This is a genomic window from Acinetobacter sp. UBA5934, assembly GCF_002430855.1.
GTDB lineage: Bacteria > Pseudomonadota > Gammaproteobacteria > Pseudomonadales > Moraxellaceae > Acinetobacter.
Window position 1 is genome coordinate 1 of sequence record NZ_DJDC01000157.1, and the last position, 13,844, is coordinate 13,844.

13 protein-coding genes and 1 pseudogene are annotated in these 13,844 nt (G+C 40.7%); 4 read left to right on the plus strand and 10 right to left on the minus strand.

Translation table 11 applies throughout. The features are described from left to right. The 3 genes from B2Y23_RS11345 to nfsB form a co-directional block, all read right to left on the minus strand. Positions 1 to 196, minus strand: a 196-nt coding sequence (locus B2Y23_RS11345) for a hypothetical protein (RefSeq protein WP_291370875.1), incomplete at its 3' end; no start/stop codon positions are given. 157 nt (positions 197 to 353) lie between these two features. Beyond that, on the minus strand, positions 354 to 584 hold the full coding sequence (locus B2Y23_RS11350; RefSeq protein ID WP_291354551.1) for a hypothetical protein: 231 nt from the start codon (positions 582 to 584) through the stop codon (positions 354 to 356). Positions 585 to 698: 114 nt separating this feature from the next. Then, entirely contained in the window at positions 699 to 1,352 is a 654-nt protein-coding gene (nfsB, locus tag B2Y23_RS11355) for an oxygen-insensitive NAD(P)H nitroreductase (protein WP_291370877.1), read from the minus strand. A gap of 235 nt (positions 1,353 to 1,587) precedes the next feature. Here nfsB and hpaI point away from each other — a divergent pair, with 235 nt between their 5' ends. Further along, a complete protein-coding gene (hpaI, locus tag B2Y23_RS11360; protein ID WP_409449773.1) occupies positions 1,588 to 2,385 on the plus strand; it encodes a 4-hydroxy-2-oxoheptanedioate aldolase in 798 nt (265 codons plus the stop codon). Positions 2,386 to 2,471: 86 nt separating this feature from the next. Here hpaI and B2Y23_RS11365 read toward each other — a convergent pair whose 3' ends face one another. Both B2Y23_RS11365 and B2Y23_RS11370 read right to left on the minus strand, forming a co-directional pair. Continuing rightward, complete coding sequence (locus B2Y23_RS11365; RefSeq protein ID WP_291354553.1) at positions 2,472 to 3,191, minus strand: UDP-2,3-diacylglucosamine diphosphatase; 720 nt, start codon at positions 3,189 to 3,191, stop codon at positions 2,472 to 2,474. A 119-nt stretch (positions 3,192 to 3,310) separates the two neighbouring features. After that, positions 3,311 to 3,820 carry a peptidylprolyl isomerase gene (locus tag B2Y23_RS11370; protein ID WP_291354554.1) on the minus strand — a complete coding sequence of 170 codons (510 nt, stop codon included), beginning with the start codon at positions 3,818 to 3,820 and terminating at the stop codon, positions 3,311 to 3,313. A 165-nt stretch (positions 3,821 to 3,985) separates the two neighbouring features. Between B2Y23_RS11370 and B2Y23_RS11375 the strand changes: the two genes are divergently transcribed. Together B2Y23_RS11375 and B2Y23_RS11380 are read left to right on the plus strand one after the other, a co-directional pair. Beyond that, positions 3,986 to 5,710 (plus strand): glutamine--tRNA ligase/YqeY domain fusion protein, encoded by a 1,725-nt coding sequence (locus B2Y23_RS11375; RefSeq protein ID WP_291354555.1) that lies wholly within the window; start codon positions 3,986 to 3,988, stop codon positions 5,708 to 5,710. A gap of 221 nt (positions 5,711 to 5,931) precedes the next feature. Beyond that, the gene (locus B2Y23_RS11380) at positions 5,932 to 6,381 is read left to right on the plus strand and encodes an SRPBCC domain-containing protein (protein WP_291354556.1); all 450 of its coding nucleotides are present in this window, start codon (positions 5,932 to 5,934) and stop codon (positions 6,379 to 6,381) included. A gap of 183 nt (positions 6,382 to 6,564) precedes the next feature. On the opposite strand, the gene B2Y23_RS11385 is transcribed toward B2Y23_RS11380, so the two are convergent. Further along, the gene (locus B2Y23_RS11385; RefSeq protein ID WP_291370879.1) at positions 6,565 to 7,101 is read right to left on the minus strand and encodes a lecithin retinol acyltransferase family protein; all 537 of its coding nucleotides are present in this window, start codon (positions 7,099 to 7,101) and stop codon (positions 6,565 to 6,567) included. A gap of 163 nt (positions 7,102 to 7,264) precedes the next feature. Between B2Y23_RS11385 and B2Y23_RS11390 the strand changes: the two genes are divergently transcribed. After that, a complete protein-coding gene (locus B2Y23_RS11390; RefSeq protein WP_291370881.1) occupies positions 7,265 to 8,017 on the plus strand; it encodes a phosphodiester glycosidase family protein in 753 nt (250 codons plus the stop codon). Between the two features lie 17 nt (positions 8,018 to 8,034). Here the strand turns inward: B2Y23_RS11390 and B2Y23_RS11395 are convergent, their stop codons facing one another. The 4 genes and pseudogenes from B2Y23_RS11395 to putA form a co-directional block, all read right to left on the minus strand. Beyond that, the gene (locus B2Y23_RS11395) at positions 8,035 to 9,279 is read right to left on the minus strand and encodes an OmpP1/FadL family transporter (RefSeq protein ID WP_291370883.1); all 1,245 of its coding nucleotides are present in this window, start codon (positions 9,277 to 9,279) and stop codon (positions 8,035 to 8,037) included. Positions 9,280 to 9,568: 289 nt separating this feature from the next. Beyond that, positions 9,569 to 9,796 (minus strand): hypothetical protein, encoded by a 228-nt coding sequence (locus tag B2Y23_RS11400; protein WP_291370885.1) that lies wholly within the window; start codon positions 9,794 to 9,796, stop codon positions 9,569 to 9,571. 243 nt (positions 9,797 to 10,039) lie between these two features. After that, positions 10,040 to 11,122 (minus strand): tRNA (uridine(54)-C5)-methyltransferase TrmA, encoded by a 1,083-nt coding sequence (gene trmA, locus B2Y23_RS11405; protein ID WP_291354561.1) that lies wholly within the window; start codon positions 11,120 to 11,122, stop codon positions 10,040 to 10,042. A 292-nt stretch (positions 11,123 to 11,414) separates the two neighbouring features. Continuing rightward, a pseudogene (gene putA / locus B2Y23_RS11410) lies at positions 11,415 to 13,844 on the minus strand (bifunctional proline dehydrogenase/L-glutamate gamma-semialdehyde dehydrogenase PutA); the annotation flags it as partial.

Genomic DNA, 13,844 nt, shown 5'->3' on the forward strand with positions numbered 1-13,844 from the left:
GCTTAAGATAACTGGATAAGAAAATGAGAGGATGCTGAAGAAAGTCTTCCGGCTCTGCTATTCCCAACAGCAAGCCATTGCTATGACAAGAAGGGCAGGCAGGATAGTGGTGATTTTCTTGTTGATAAAGATGAACATAACATTGCTGGCATTGATGACACTCAAACTTCATCGGCATAGGCATAAACAAAGACATAGCGAACCTCTTGAAAATTTTAATTGTTATATAAAGGTATAAAGCAAAAAGCAGACCATAAAATAGTCAGTACAACAAGAGCAACTCAATATACAGTACACTTAAATGTGCTATAGATTAAAAATTTAAATCCTATAAAATCAATATATTGGCTTGGTTATGTGCGTTGAAAGCGTTGTAATGTGCCTTGCCAATAGTAGTTGGCCATTGCCACCGGATGTTTAAACACATCTTGTATTTCAATCGTGCCCTGAAGTTGACCAGGTTGCTGACAATGAGGGCATTTAGGATAAGAGGTTAAAATGGCATCTGAGCTGTATTTTTGCAGGTAAACCGTTTTGCAAGAAGGGCATTCAAATTTTATCGGCATTTTAGGAGCAGCAAGCATGTTAGGTATTACCGGTTATTTTTTGCGCCAATATACCTTAATCTTGTTGCAAAAATAAGTCCTGAAATGACATAAAAGGGACTTATAAGCCCCTTTTATTGTAATTTTTTTTAATTATAGCTTGGTGAAAATTTCTTCACGACTCAGGCGTGACTTAGGTAATTGAGCATTAAAATCGGTTTCACTGCGGTAGCCGAGCGTCATGATTACCGATGGAATTAAACCTTTTTCATCTAATTCCAATTCTTGACTAATGATTTGCTCATCAAATCCGCCTATAGGCGTAGCATCAACCCCTTCAATACCGGCAGCTAGTAGCAATTGACCTAACGCAATAAAAGTCTGGTTTTCCGCCCAGCGTTGAATATCACCTTTTTCATTACGGTAATAATCCACATAACCAGAACGGCTGTCTTTTTGCCCCTGTTTGGCTTTTTCATCCTTAAAACGACCACTAAGATCATCTTGGTTAAGCAAGGTATTTAAATGCTGTTCGCTGATATCCGCTTTGGTACAGAACAGAATGGTATGCGAAGAATCTAAAACTTTAGGCGCATTGTAGGCATATTTCCCGACCAATGCTTTAGCGATTCGCTGTTTAGCAGCATCATGATCTGCAATAAAAAAATGCCAGGGTTGAATGTTGATGGAGGACGGGGTGAGACGCAGGATTTCTAAGAAACGTTCAAACTGCTGTTGAGGAATTTTTTTGTTCGCGTCATATGCTTTTGTGGTATAGCGTGATTTTGAAACGTTTAACAAATCCATGAATACGGTCTCCACAATTGAATGTGGTTTTATTTTAACTTATTATCGAACAGAAAATCTTGGAAGAAATCTTCAAATGCTTATACTTTGGCATGATGAAATCATAGGCTAAGTTTCTGAATAAAATGAAGCGTTAATAGTTATAGACAATGACTAAATACGAAATCGATATTGGTACTTTTGGCTAAATCACGTTTAATTGAGTCATCACAAAGTTTTTAGCTAGAGTCGGCCCATGATAGATGATACAAACCATTTTAAAAGACGATTAAAAACTCGGCAGCAGATTGGGTTATGGGTGGGTCTGGCAGATGCTTACGGCACTGAAATTGCAGCCAATGCCGGCTATGACTGGTTACTGATTGACGGTGAACATGCGCCGAGTGATTTAAGAACCACACTTTCTCAACTGCAAAGTATTGCAGCCTATCCATCACAAGCTGTGGTCCGTCCACCTATAGGCAGTGTACAGCTGATTAAGCAATTTTTGGATATTGGGGCGCAAACTTTATTGATTCCCATGGTGGAAACGGTTGAGCAGGCTGAACTGATGGTGAAAGCTGTACGTTATCCACCAGAAGGGATTCGTGGCGTAGGTGCTGCATTGGCACGTGCCACGCGCTGGAACAGTATCCCGGATTATTATGCAACAGCACATGAAAATATTTGTCTGCTGATTCAGATTGAATCGGTGACAGGACTGGAAAATCTGGATGATATTGTAAAAGTGGATGGCATTGATGGCGTGTTTATTGGCGCTGTAGATTTGTCTGCCACTATGGGTTATCAGGGTAATCCGAATCATTCGGAAGTACAAAAAACGGTTGTTGATGCTATTCAGCGTATACGTGCATCGGGCAAAGCAGCAGGAATTTTATCAACGACTCATGAAGTAACTCAAAAATATATCGATTTGGGTACAGAGTTTGTTGCTGTAGGTGTAGATACCAGTGTCTTGATGAATTCACTACGCGAACTTTTGGCAAAATATAAAAGTGATGCGGAAGTGATAAAATCTGAAGGTGGTTATTAATCTGAAATATGAGCTTCTATAGTACGTATTATGGAGTCTGAATGACTTTATCTGTAATGTAGAAGCTCAGTGATCAAAAAATGTCGTTAATACGCCCAGGTCTTTAATTCTAATTTTAGATTTTTTTGCTTAGGATCAATTTCTAAAATCTGCGCTGAATGATCACGCCAGTCTCCTAGCACAATCCGTTTTTTACCCTGAAGATTATGAATTGCAGGGCGATGCGTATGACCATGAATCAGCACATCAATATCCTTTAATGCAGAATCAACGGCATATGCATTCACATCCATAATCTCATAAGACTTTACTTGCTTGGTTTCAGCACTTTTTTTACGGAAACCATTGGCCAGTTTTTGCCGAAAACTTAAAGGCATACGTTTTAAAAAACCTAAAAGTAATGGATTACGAATGATCTTACGGAATTTTTGATAGGACACATCGTCAGTGCAGAGCAGGTCGCCATGTTCCAAACGGTATGTAGTTTCGACTATTTTTAAGATTGCCGGTTCAGACAGCAAGGTGCCCTTGAACTGTTTTAAGAATTTTTTACCTAAAGCAAAATCACGGTTGCCTGCCTGAAAATAAACATGATTGCCGGCCTGATGAAACTTTTGCAGGGCATGGACAATTTCATCCAGCCAAGGAGCAGTGTAGTCATCGCCAATCCAGGCATTAAACCAGTCACCCAAAATATAGAGCTGGGTATTTCTATCTTTATAACTGTCTAATAAATCCAAAAACCCCCGAACGAGTCGAGGGTGTTCAGGTGACAAATGTAAATCAGAGATAAACAGATAGGTCACTAATTTTTCCTTAATACTTCCTCTCAAAGTCCATTTATTGGATATATGGACTATATCCTTAACATTATTGCGTTTTAAAGCACTGCTTTAAAACTCATTAAAGACGGAGAGGACGTTTTTTATTCAGAAATGATTTTTGCAGATTCAATTACAACGTTCTCTAGAGGAACGTCAGCGTGGTAGCCACGGTTACCTGTGCGAACGCCTTTGATATCCGCAACAACGTCCATACCTTCAACCACTTTACCAAATACGGCATAACCCCAACCTTGAGCTGTTTTACCAGTGTGGTTAAGGAAAGAGTTGTTTTTCACGTTAATGAAGAACTGAGCAGAAGCTGAATGAGGAGCTTGAGTACGCGCCATTGCGATCGTACCTTCTTCATTGCTTAAACCGTTGTCCGCTTCGTTTTCAATTGAATCACGAGTTGCTTTTTCTTTGAAATTTTCATCCATGCCACCGCCCTGGATCATGAAACCGTCAATCACACGGTGGAAAATTACGCCATCATAAAAACCATCACGAACGTATTCCAAGAAGTTAGCAACAGTTTTAGGTGCTTTTTCTGAGTTAAGTTCAAGAACAATACGTCCTTTATTGGTGTTTAATTCGACTTGAGGAAAACTCATTCTATAATCTCCTGATCATGGACAAAAAAGCCATGGGTTTTTGGTTGAGAGAAGCATAAGCAAACTGTAAACTACAAGGCAAGCAAAAACGTTATTTTCTTTGTTAAAAATCGAGAAAAGCGTTTTAATTATCCTATTTTATCTTATAGAAGTGATTTATCAACTATGAAGCCGAATGATGTTGTTTCATCCCTGCCAAATAACCCGACAACAAGTACTCAACCTGTCGATGCTGCGCAGCAAGAACAACAGCCTGGCTTAGATTTTGTACGTCAGGTCATTACTGACGATTTGGCAGCAGGCCGTACACAGCAAGTGATCACACGTTTTCCACCAGAACCCAATGGCTATTTGCACATTGGTCACGTGAAAGCGATTTGTTTGAACTTTGGTATTGCGCAAGAATTTGATGGTTTATGTAACTTGCGTTTTGACGATACCAACCCGGACGCAGAAGAACAAGAATATGTGGATGGTATTGCCAACGACGTAAAATGGCTTGGTTTCGAATGGAATGGCGAACCGCGCTATGCATCTAGCTATTTCGATCAACTGTACACATGGGCAGTACAGCTGATTGAACAGGGCGATGCTTATGTCGATTTGCAAACGCCTGAAGAAATCAAGTTAAACCGCGGTTCATTTGTAGAGCCAGGTAAAAACTCTCCATACCGTGATGCGACTGTAGAAGAAAACCTGGCGCGTTTTGAACAAATGCGTAATGGCGAGCTGGGTGAAGGTCAGGCAGTACTGCGTGCCAAAATAGATATGACATCGCCGAACGTACATATGCGTGATCCGATTATGTATCGGGTATTGCATTCTGAACATCACCAAACTGGTGATAAATGGAAAATGTATCCGATGTATGACTATGCTCATCCATTATCAGATGCCATTGAAGGTGTAACGCACTCACTTTGTACACTTGAGTTCCAAGACCATCGTCCATTCTATGACTGGATTGTGGAAAAAGTGAAATCACCAGCTGTTCCGCATCAGTACGAATCTAGCCGTTTAAATGTCGATTACACCATTACCTCTAAACGCAAACTGCGTAAACTGGTAGAAGGTGGCTTTGTCCAAGGTTGGGACGATCCACGTATGCCAACCGTTGTCGGTATGCGCCGTCGTGGATTTACACCAGAAGGTCTGCGCGATTTCTGTAAACGCGTCGGTGTATCTAAGGTTGATGGCAGTATTGTCGATGTAGCCATGCTGGAATACTGCATCCGTCAGTCTTTGGAAAATACCGCTGCGCGCGGCATGGCTGTGCTTGACCCAATTAAAGTGACATTAACCAATCTTCCAAACGATATGGATCTGACTCACTCACGTCATCCAAATGTCGACATGGGCGAGCGTATCATTCCATTAACCTCTGAAATTTTCATTGATCGTAAAGACTTTGAAGAAGAACCACCAAAAGGCTTTAAGCGTTTAATCCCAGGTGGTGAAGTGCGTTTACGTCATGCTTACGTGATCAAGTGCGACGAAGTCATTAAAAATGCTAACGGTGAAGTGGTTGAACTGAAATGTTCAATTGACCCGGAAACTTTAGGTAAGAACCCGGAAGGCCGTAAAGTGAAAGGTGTCATTCATTGGGTATCGGCAACTAAAGGTGTTCCTGCTGAAGTTCGTATTTACGACCGTTTATTCACTGAATCTGACCCAGAAGTGGGCGATGACTTCCTGGCTAACTTAAATCCTGAATCACTCAAAGTGGTTCAGGCAGTGATTGAGCCAGCATTGGCAGAAGCGAAGCCTGAAGATCGTTTCCAGTTTGAACGTGAAGGTTATTTTGTTGCAGATCAACATGATCACACAACAGCAAAACCAGTGTTTAACCGTATTCTGGACTTAAAAGACAGCTTTAAGCCAGGAAAATAAGCAAGACACAGCTTTGCCTGATTTGAAATAATCTTTTTCGGAATATAAAAAGCTCAACTTAGGTTGGGCTTTTTTTTTGTAGCATCTAAGCAAGAATTGGTTCTAACTGTGTATGGTTTATTATGTAATCTTATAAAATCACGTCTTTTTCTTATTCTAAAACCGCTAATTAATGAGACAGTATAAAGAGCTATCACTTTAAAAAGATGAGGGTAAGAAAAATGAATAATGTTGTTATCGAAACACAGATGTTAATTCGAAAACCGGTTGCCGAAGTGTTTAATGCCTTTGTTGATCCAGAAATTACCCGCAAGTTCTGGTTTACTTCCTCTACCGGACAATTAATGGAAAACAAAAACGTCGATTGGTATTGGGAAAAATATGAAGTGACAACCAGTGTTTTTGTAGAGCAGCTTATTAATAATCAATTCATTCAGATTATGTGGGGTGAGCCAAAATCTACGGTAGATTTTATTTTTGAAAAAATATCCGATAACGAAACTTTTATTAGAATCCGTAACTACGATATTCCTTTAGATGGTTCAGAATTAATTGCTTTTGTGATTAAACATACCAATGATTTCACTACGCTTTTAGATGGCTGTAAGGCCTATCTGGAGTATGGTGCACAATTGAATTTGGTCAACGACAGACTTCCACCATTTGATTAAAGTTTTAAGAAAGTTCTTTGAAAGATAGGCAGTAGGTCAACTGACCAAAATTAAAATGATCATTCTGCTTATTTTTAGACATCTTAGAATTGATTAACACGACTTGACAGCCTGGCGCTTTAATTTTTTTTAGCCCCATTTTAATGGGGCTTTTTTAATCTTTTAAATTGGCTAAACTCAGAATTAAGGATTTTTCTGTTCAGGTTCTTTTAATAATAAAGCAGGCAGCAAACGTTTTTTGGCCTTATCACGTAACTTTTTTTTGATGTACAACACCAAAGCAAAACAGGTGGTGGTCAGGGTCAGCAACATGCTATTCATAAAGCTCATGAGAGAACTGACATAGCCGATGGTGGTTAAGCGATTCATCATCTGAATGACCTGAGGACTACTTTCTACCCCAGTAATGGCCCAGGTACACAGGTGTTCGCAATTATTAATAATCAGATGATACTGGTTCTCGTGCATACGCGAACGCATACGCCGTACCACTTTACGGCCGCGAAATTTGGGATTGTCATATTGCTGGATAATAATGGTTTTACCAAAACTGAATTTTTCCAGTGAGGTGATTTCAATGGGGCGTTTCTTAAATAAATGGGCAAAACCTGAATAATGAATCACCCGGCCACGACCTGCATAAATGCCGTGATGAGAATATCCAAAGTGTTTAACAATAAGATGTGCCCCTAAAGGAAATCGTGTTTTCTGCTGTTGCATGTAGACGTTTAACCAATAAAGTTACAAATATATTTTAGTGAGCTAGTTTACTGCTTCTTTGTTAAAGAATCGACTCTTTCACTCAGCCAAATGATTTTTTATGAAACAATGGCTTTGCGAATTGAGCCAAGACATGAATGCTGGCACAAGATGGAAATGAAAAATGACAGCTTATTTTAAATATGTCCTTGTGATTGTTATAAGTTTTACCCAGCTCGGCCATGCCGATATTCATAGCCAGCATTGGCAAAATGAAGTGCTCGATGTTGATATTGTAAAAATAGATCAGCCACAAAACTTGCGCCTGTTTTTAAAGGATCGCCAAACGAATAAACCTTTGCGTAAATTCAAGGCTGTGGGAAAGCAGCTGAAAGCATGTGAAAAGCTGCTCTTTGCCATGAATGCCGGCATGTATCACGCAGACTATGCTCCGGTCGGGTTATATGTTGAAGCATCCCGGCAACAGCAAAAACTCAACACGGTAAAACAGGCGTATGGCAATTTTCATCTGCAACCCAATGGTGTATTGGCCTGGAATCGGCATCACAGCTCGATTGCAAAGACGGAAGATTTTCAAAAGCTCAATTTTAATGCCGAATATGCAACACAATCTGGGCCTATGCTGGTCATTGACGGGCAGATTAATCCCAATTTTATAAAAGATTCAGACTCGTTTAAAATCCGTAATGGTGTAGGGATGAAAGATCAAACCTTATATTTCGTCATCAGTCGAAATGCAGTCAGTTTTTATCAATTTGCACAATTTTTTAAAGATCAGCTAAACGTGCAACAGGCATTGTACTTAGATGGCTCAATCTCAAGTGCCTATATTCCGCAATTAAAGAGATTAGACTCTTTGTTTAATTTAGGACCAATAGTTGCCTATATTGATCAACAGAGCTGTCCTACGCAGTGAATGAAGCTCGCTAGCCATTAAAACTTATATCCAATTTTTAAACCATAGCCTATGGCATGGTTGTGATTAAATTCACCAACTTGCGCTGCTTCAGATACACCGGGAAGGGGAAGATAGTACGTGCCATCTTGTGCGGTTGCATCACCAAGCCAATAGTATTTGACGCCAGCTGAAATAAAATAGTTGGGTTCAGGATTAAACTGTAATCCTAGGCCTGCACTGCTGTAGCCTTTGGTAGGATTTAAAATTGATGCAGGATTTCCCGTGCCAGAATCCCAGCCCAGATCAAATGAAGCGGACCATTTTGTGGTCATTTGTCTTGCAAGGCCTAGGGTTACACTCCATTGGTTGTTTTGATAATCATCCAGATTAAAACCTTCGGTATATGTGCCATTGCTCATTGTCGTGGTGGCAAGCTCTGATAATGCGCCGAACTGAGTCGGACGAATGATAAAGTCCTTCCAGTTGACCCAGCGAATGGTCGTGTACAGTAAGGTTCCGCTCATCATTCCGGTCTGGAAATCCAGATTAACCGATTGCGGAGTAGAAACTTTGGTTTTGGCATTTGCCGCAAGCAGTAGCGGCGTACCTAGAATATTTTCTTCTACATTAATCTTATGATTGATTTTTGAGTGATAAGTCAGGGCGGCTTTTAAGTCTATTTCGGGAAGCTGATAGGCCAGACCCGCTTTCCAGCCGAGCGCAGCATCTTGCTTAAATTTTGCGTTATAGCCATTAAATTCTGCATATACCTGTCCACGAAGTGCAACGTGACCTTTCACGGTTTGATAGGCAGGGCCGGCATAGAGATTAATATTTTTGACAGGTTGATAGCCTAAAATAAAACTCAGGTTTTGGCTGTCGACATTGACCTGAGTACCTTGCTGGCTCAGCGCCGTATCGGAGAAACTGCCATTGTCTTTTAATGGATAGTGTAAGTCTGAACCAAAGGGCTGATCATAAAGAATGCCAAAAGAAAAATTTGGAATGAACTGCAGTTTCAGCGCGGCACTATGGTACTGAAAATTCTGGGCAATATTATCGGTTGTAGCGTCGCCACTGTCAGCATTAACCAGATCTGGACGCGAACCGAGAGTATGCCCAGACACTTCAGGATCGGCAGCAGTAATCGTGGCTTCAAAATAATGCCCGAATTCCAGAAAAGGCAACACGGATTGGCCTGATTGATCCATGGCTGCCGCCTGACTATGGCTTGAGATTAGGCTGCATAATATTGCCAGTCTAGGATAATACCGTTTCATATATTTTCCTTTTAGACTTATTTTTTATTCTTCTGCTCTTACTGTTTTTTATCTTTTATTCTTCATTCTTTTATTCGTGATTATTGGCTTAGCTTTTATATTTTTTTTAAAATTCTTATTGTAGTAGAGCACTTTTAAATTGTGAGGAATAGCAAATTCTGGATGAATGATGAGAACTATGTTTCGAAGTATTAAAATTTAAAAATAACCCGTTCTAGAACAATTTTCGTGGGCAAATAAAAAGGCATTTAGTTGACTAAATGCCTTTGTTTAGAGGGGCTAGACTCTATTATTGAAGTGGTAGATGCTGTAATTCATTTAACTCTTTACGGCTATAACCTCTGGAGATTAAAACTTTTTTAATTCCAATAATGACTTTTTCATCCGTCGCTTTAGTCAAAGCTTCGATCAATTGTTCATTCGATTTACAAGAGCAATCATTTTCAACACAGGAGATTTGATTCTTGTGTTCGTTTTGCTGTTGATTAGCAGAAAACAGCTTTTGCCAAAAACTCATAGAGCCTTCATATGCAACCTAACATAGATCGAAATATATCCAAATTTTTGAGGAATACAAGTCCATATCAGTGATAAAAGCAGCAGTTAGACACGAAATTTTCCGATGATAGCAGAATAATCTAACGGTATTATGACAGTTACTGCATGATGATTATTTATAAACACTTAATTTTCAATACCATAAAAATGAAACCTAATTGAGCTTCATTTATACATAGAAATTAAAACTGAAATAAATTGTTTAAATCTTTTCAAGTAACACACCCGATTCGACGTGATGGGTATACGGGAACTGGTCAAACATCGCAAATCTGGTCACTTTATGCGTGGTTGATAAGGTCTTCAAGTTGTCTTCTAGGGTGTCAGGATTACATGAGATATAAATGATGCACTCAAAACGTTGAATCAGTTTTAAGGTTTCATCATCAATGCCTGCACGTGGTGGATCAACAAATACCGTGTCGAAGTCATAGCTTGAGATATCAATCTCTGCTTCCTGCAAGCGACGGAATTCACGTTCACCATTATAGGCTTGAGTAAAATCTTCAGCGGATAAACGTGCTACCTGAATATTGTCAATCTGGTTTTGCTCAATATTCCACTGCGCCGCATAAACAGAGGATTTCGCCAGTTCGGTAGCCAGTACACGATTGAACTTGGTGGACAGTGGCAGGGTGAAGTTACCATTGCCACAGTACAATTCGAGCAAGTCTTTATTTGACTGTTCAGCTGCATTGCATGCCCATTCCAGCATTTTTTGGCAGACTTGTGCATTCGGCTGGGTAAAGCTGCTTTCAATTTGCTTATATTGATACGTGCGATCAAATACTTGCAGTTCTTCAACCACAAATTCATCACTGAGTACGACTTTTTGACCGCGGCTACGACCAATCACTTTGATATTCAGTTTTTCAGTCAGTTGTTTGGCTAAGGCTTCCCATTCGGCATCCAGCGGGCAACGATAAATCATGGAAACCAGCATTTCGCCTTTTAAAGTTGCCAAAAAGTGAACTTCAAATAAGCGTTTAGACAATACTGGATTGCTTTTCAGCTCTTGCAGCAAAATCGGCATCAATTGATTAATGCTTTTATCTGCAATCGGGAATTCGTCAATGCGAATGACTTTTTTCTGGTTATCTTCACTGCGTTCAAACATCGCATAAAACATATCGTCGTCAGTATGCCAAATACGGAATTCTGCGCGCATACGGAAGTTTTGTTCAGGCGAAGGAAATACTTCTAAAGAAGGGGGATGAAACTCGGCAAATTGAGCAGAAATACGTGCAATCTTGGCATCAAGTTGTAACTGATAAGCTGAAGTCATATGCAGTAAAAATCACAAACACATTGAAAACAGGGATGGTAACAAAGTTTGAATCAGATGACTAAACTTATTGCCATTTCAATACTAGAAATATAGCTTGAACGAAAATTTTACAAGAATCTTGTCGGACTTGTTTAAATCGGTTCTCAATCCATCCAATAAGTGAAAGCATGACGACTCATCTATAGGTAAAAAAACCAAGCCAATCAGACCAGGGAGAAATTGGCTTGGTAAAGAGAAAAGACAGTGAATTATAGGATGAAGCGCTGAAATTCAGTTTATAAATTTAACCTTAAGTTAAAGTCATCAGGCTGGCATTTCCTCCTGCTGCCGCGGTATTGATACTAATCGCGCGCTCAATGACGAATCGTTCTAATGGAATGTCGTAGTCAAGCGGCTGCAAATGGGTGATACCAATAATCGCACCTGAACGTGCAGCAATCTGATGTTGCAACTTTTGCAGTTGGGCTTTGGTACCGTGATGTAGCACTGCGTCAAAATCATCTGTTTCAATGTTCTGGATCACGGCAAAACGCTGTGCAATTTCTTTCGGCATTTTAGAAAGATATTTGAGCACAAAAGTATTTTCAGCCAGAACCACAGGCTGACTGCCAACCGCAAAAATTGCAGCCAATTGTTGAATTTGATCCTGTTCCTGATCCGCTAGAGAAAGTACACGTTTTCTTGGCAGCACCACGTATTGATTACTTTCCCCGGTCGGCCCTTGCAATTCATAATGATGGCCAGAGCAAAAAGCGGGACTAGGCTTCAAATGATATTGAGGAAAAGTTTTTTCAGCCCAAGTGTAAAATGTCTCGTATAAAGGATGATGCGCTGGCTGTATTTCAGTTGATTGCGTTGCAAAAGGAGTGGCCAATTTTTTCGCTGAACAATGCTGCATTAAACGGTACAGATAAATTGGACCGCCTGCTTTAGGTCCGGTACCGGATAATCCTTCACCGCCAAAGGGCTGAACGCCGACTACAGCCCCGACAATATTACGGTTGATATATAGGTTACCGACTTCAGCATGTGCAATCACGGTTTGAATGGTTTCATCAATACGGGTATGCAGTCCCATGGTGAGGCCATAACCTTTGGCATTGATCTGTTCAAGTAGCTGTTCTAATTGACCGTATTTATAGCGAATCACATGTAAGACCGGACCAAATACTTCACGTTGCAAATCATCCAGATTCGGCAACTCAATTAAAGTAGGAGGAATAAAAGTGCCTTGGTTTAAAGCTTGATCTTGTGTGGTATTCAGCATCAATTGATGGACGGGATGACCTTTGCCACGCACCTGATCAATATGTTTTTGAATATTGCTTTGCGCTTCAAGATCAATCACAGGGCCGATATCGGTTTTTAACAGGAACGGATTGCCGACACGCAGTTGTTGCATCGCGCCTTTCAGCATATGGATGACGCTATCAGCATTGTCTTCCTGCACACACAGTACACGTAAGGCAGAGCAACGTTGCCCGGCGCTGTCATAAGCCGAACTCACCACATCCAGAATAACTTGTTCAGTCAATGCGGATGAGTCCACAATCATGGCGTTTTGACCACCGGTTTCCGCAATTAAAGGAATCGGTTGACCCGAAATACTGAGTCGTTGCGCCAGGGTCTTTTGCAAAATTTTAGCCACATCGGTTGAACCGGTAAACATGATGCCTTGAATACGCGCATCCCCACTTAATTGTGCACCGACGGTTTCACCTTGTCCGGGAAGCAGTTGCAAAACATCTTGAGGAATACCGGCTTGCCATAAGATCTGGATGGCTTGCGCTGCAATCAGCGGTGTTTGCTCAGCCGGTTTTGCAAGTACGGTATTTCCGGCAACCAGCGCTGCTGCAATCTGTCCGGTGAAAATAGCCAATGGGAAATTCCATGGGCTGATACATAACACCGGGCCGAGGGGTTGAATAACGGTATCATCATCCAAATTGATCATTTGTGTAGCGTAATAACGCAGGAAATCAATCGCTTCACGAACTTCAGCAATGGCATTGGCATAGGTTTTACCGCTTTCACGACACAGTAGAATCATCAATTCCTGTAAACGCGATTGCATGATGTCGGCTGCACGCTGTAGGCAAGCAGCACGTATATCTTTAGGAGTATTGCTCCATTCAGTTTGGGCATTAACAGCATGATCTAATGCTAGATTCACTTGTACAGAACTCGCTTCTTGCACATGGCCGACCACATCGGCGTGATTGGAAGGATTTAAAATGGTGATAAGTTCTGAATGTTCATCATTCAGATGATCTTCGCTACTAAGGTTTTTACCCAATGCTTGAGCTTGCCATTGCTGCTGACTGAACTCTTGTGCAGTTTGATTCAGCGACATTAACTCGTGATCATTGGCTAAATCTAAACCCATAGAGTTTGGACGAGTATCGCCGTATAAATCTGGTGCGAGCGGAATGGCCGGATGCTTTTGACCAATCTGAGATTCTTTGGCTGCATTTTTTAAAATTTCTGCACGTGGATTTTCAATCAGATCTTCAATTTTTAAGGATTTATCTGCAATACGGTTTACGAAAGAGGTATTGGCGCCATTTGCCAGTAAACGTCGGACCAGATACGCCAGTAGTGTTTCATGATTGCCGACTGGTGCGTAAATACGGCAAGGCACCCCCAGTTTGTTCTCCATTTTATTGCCCACCACTTGATCATAGAGTGGTTCGCCATGCCATGCAGACACTGGAATTCA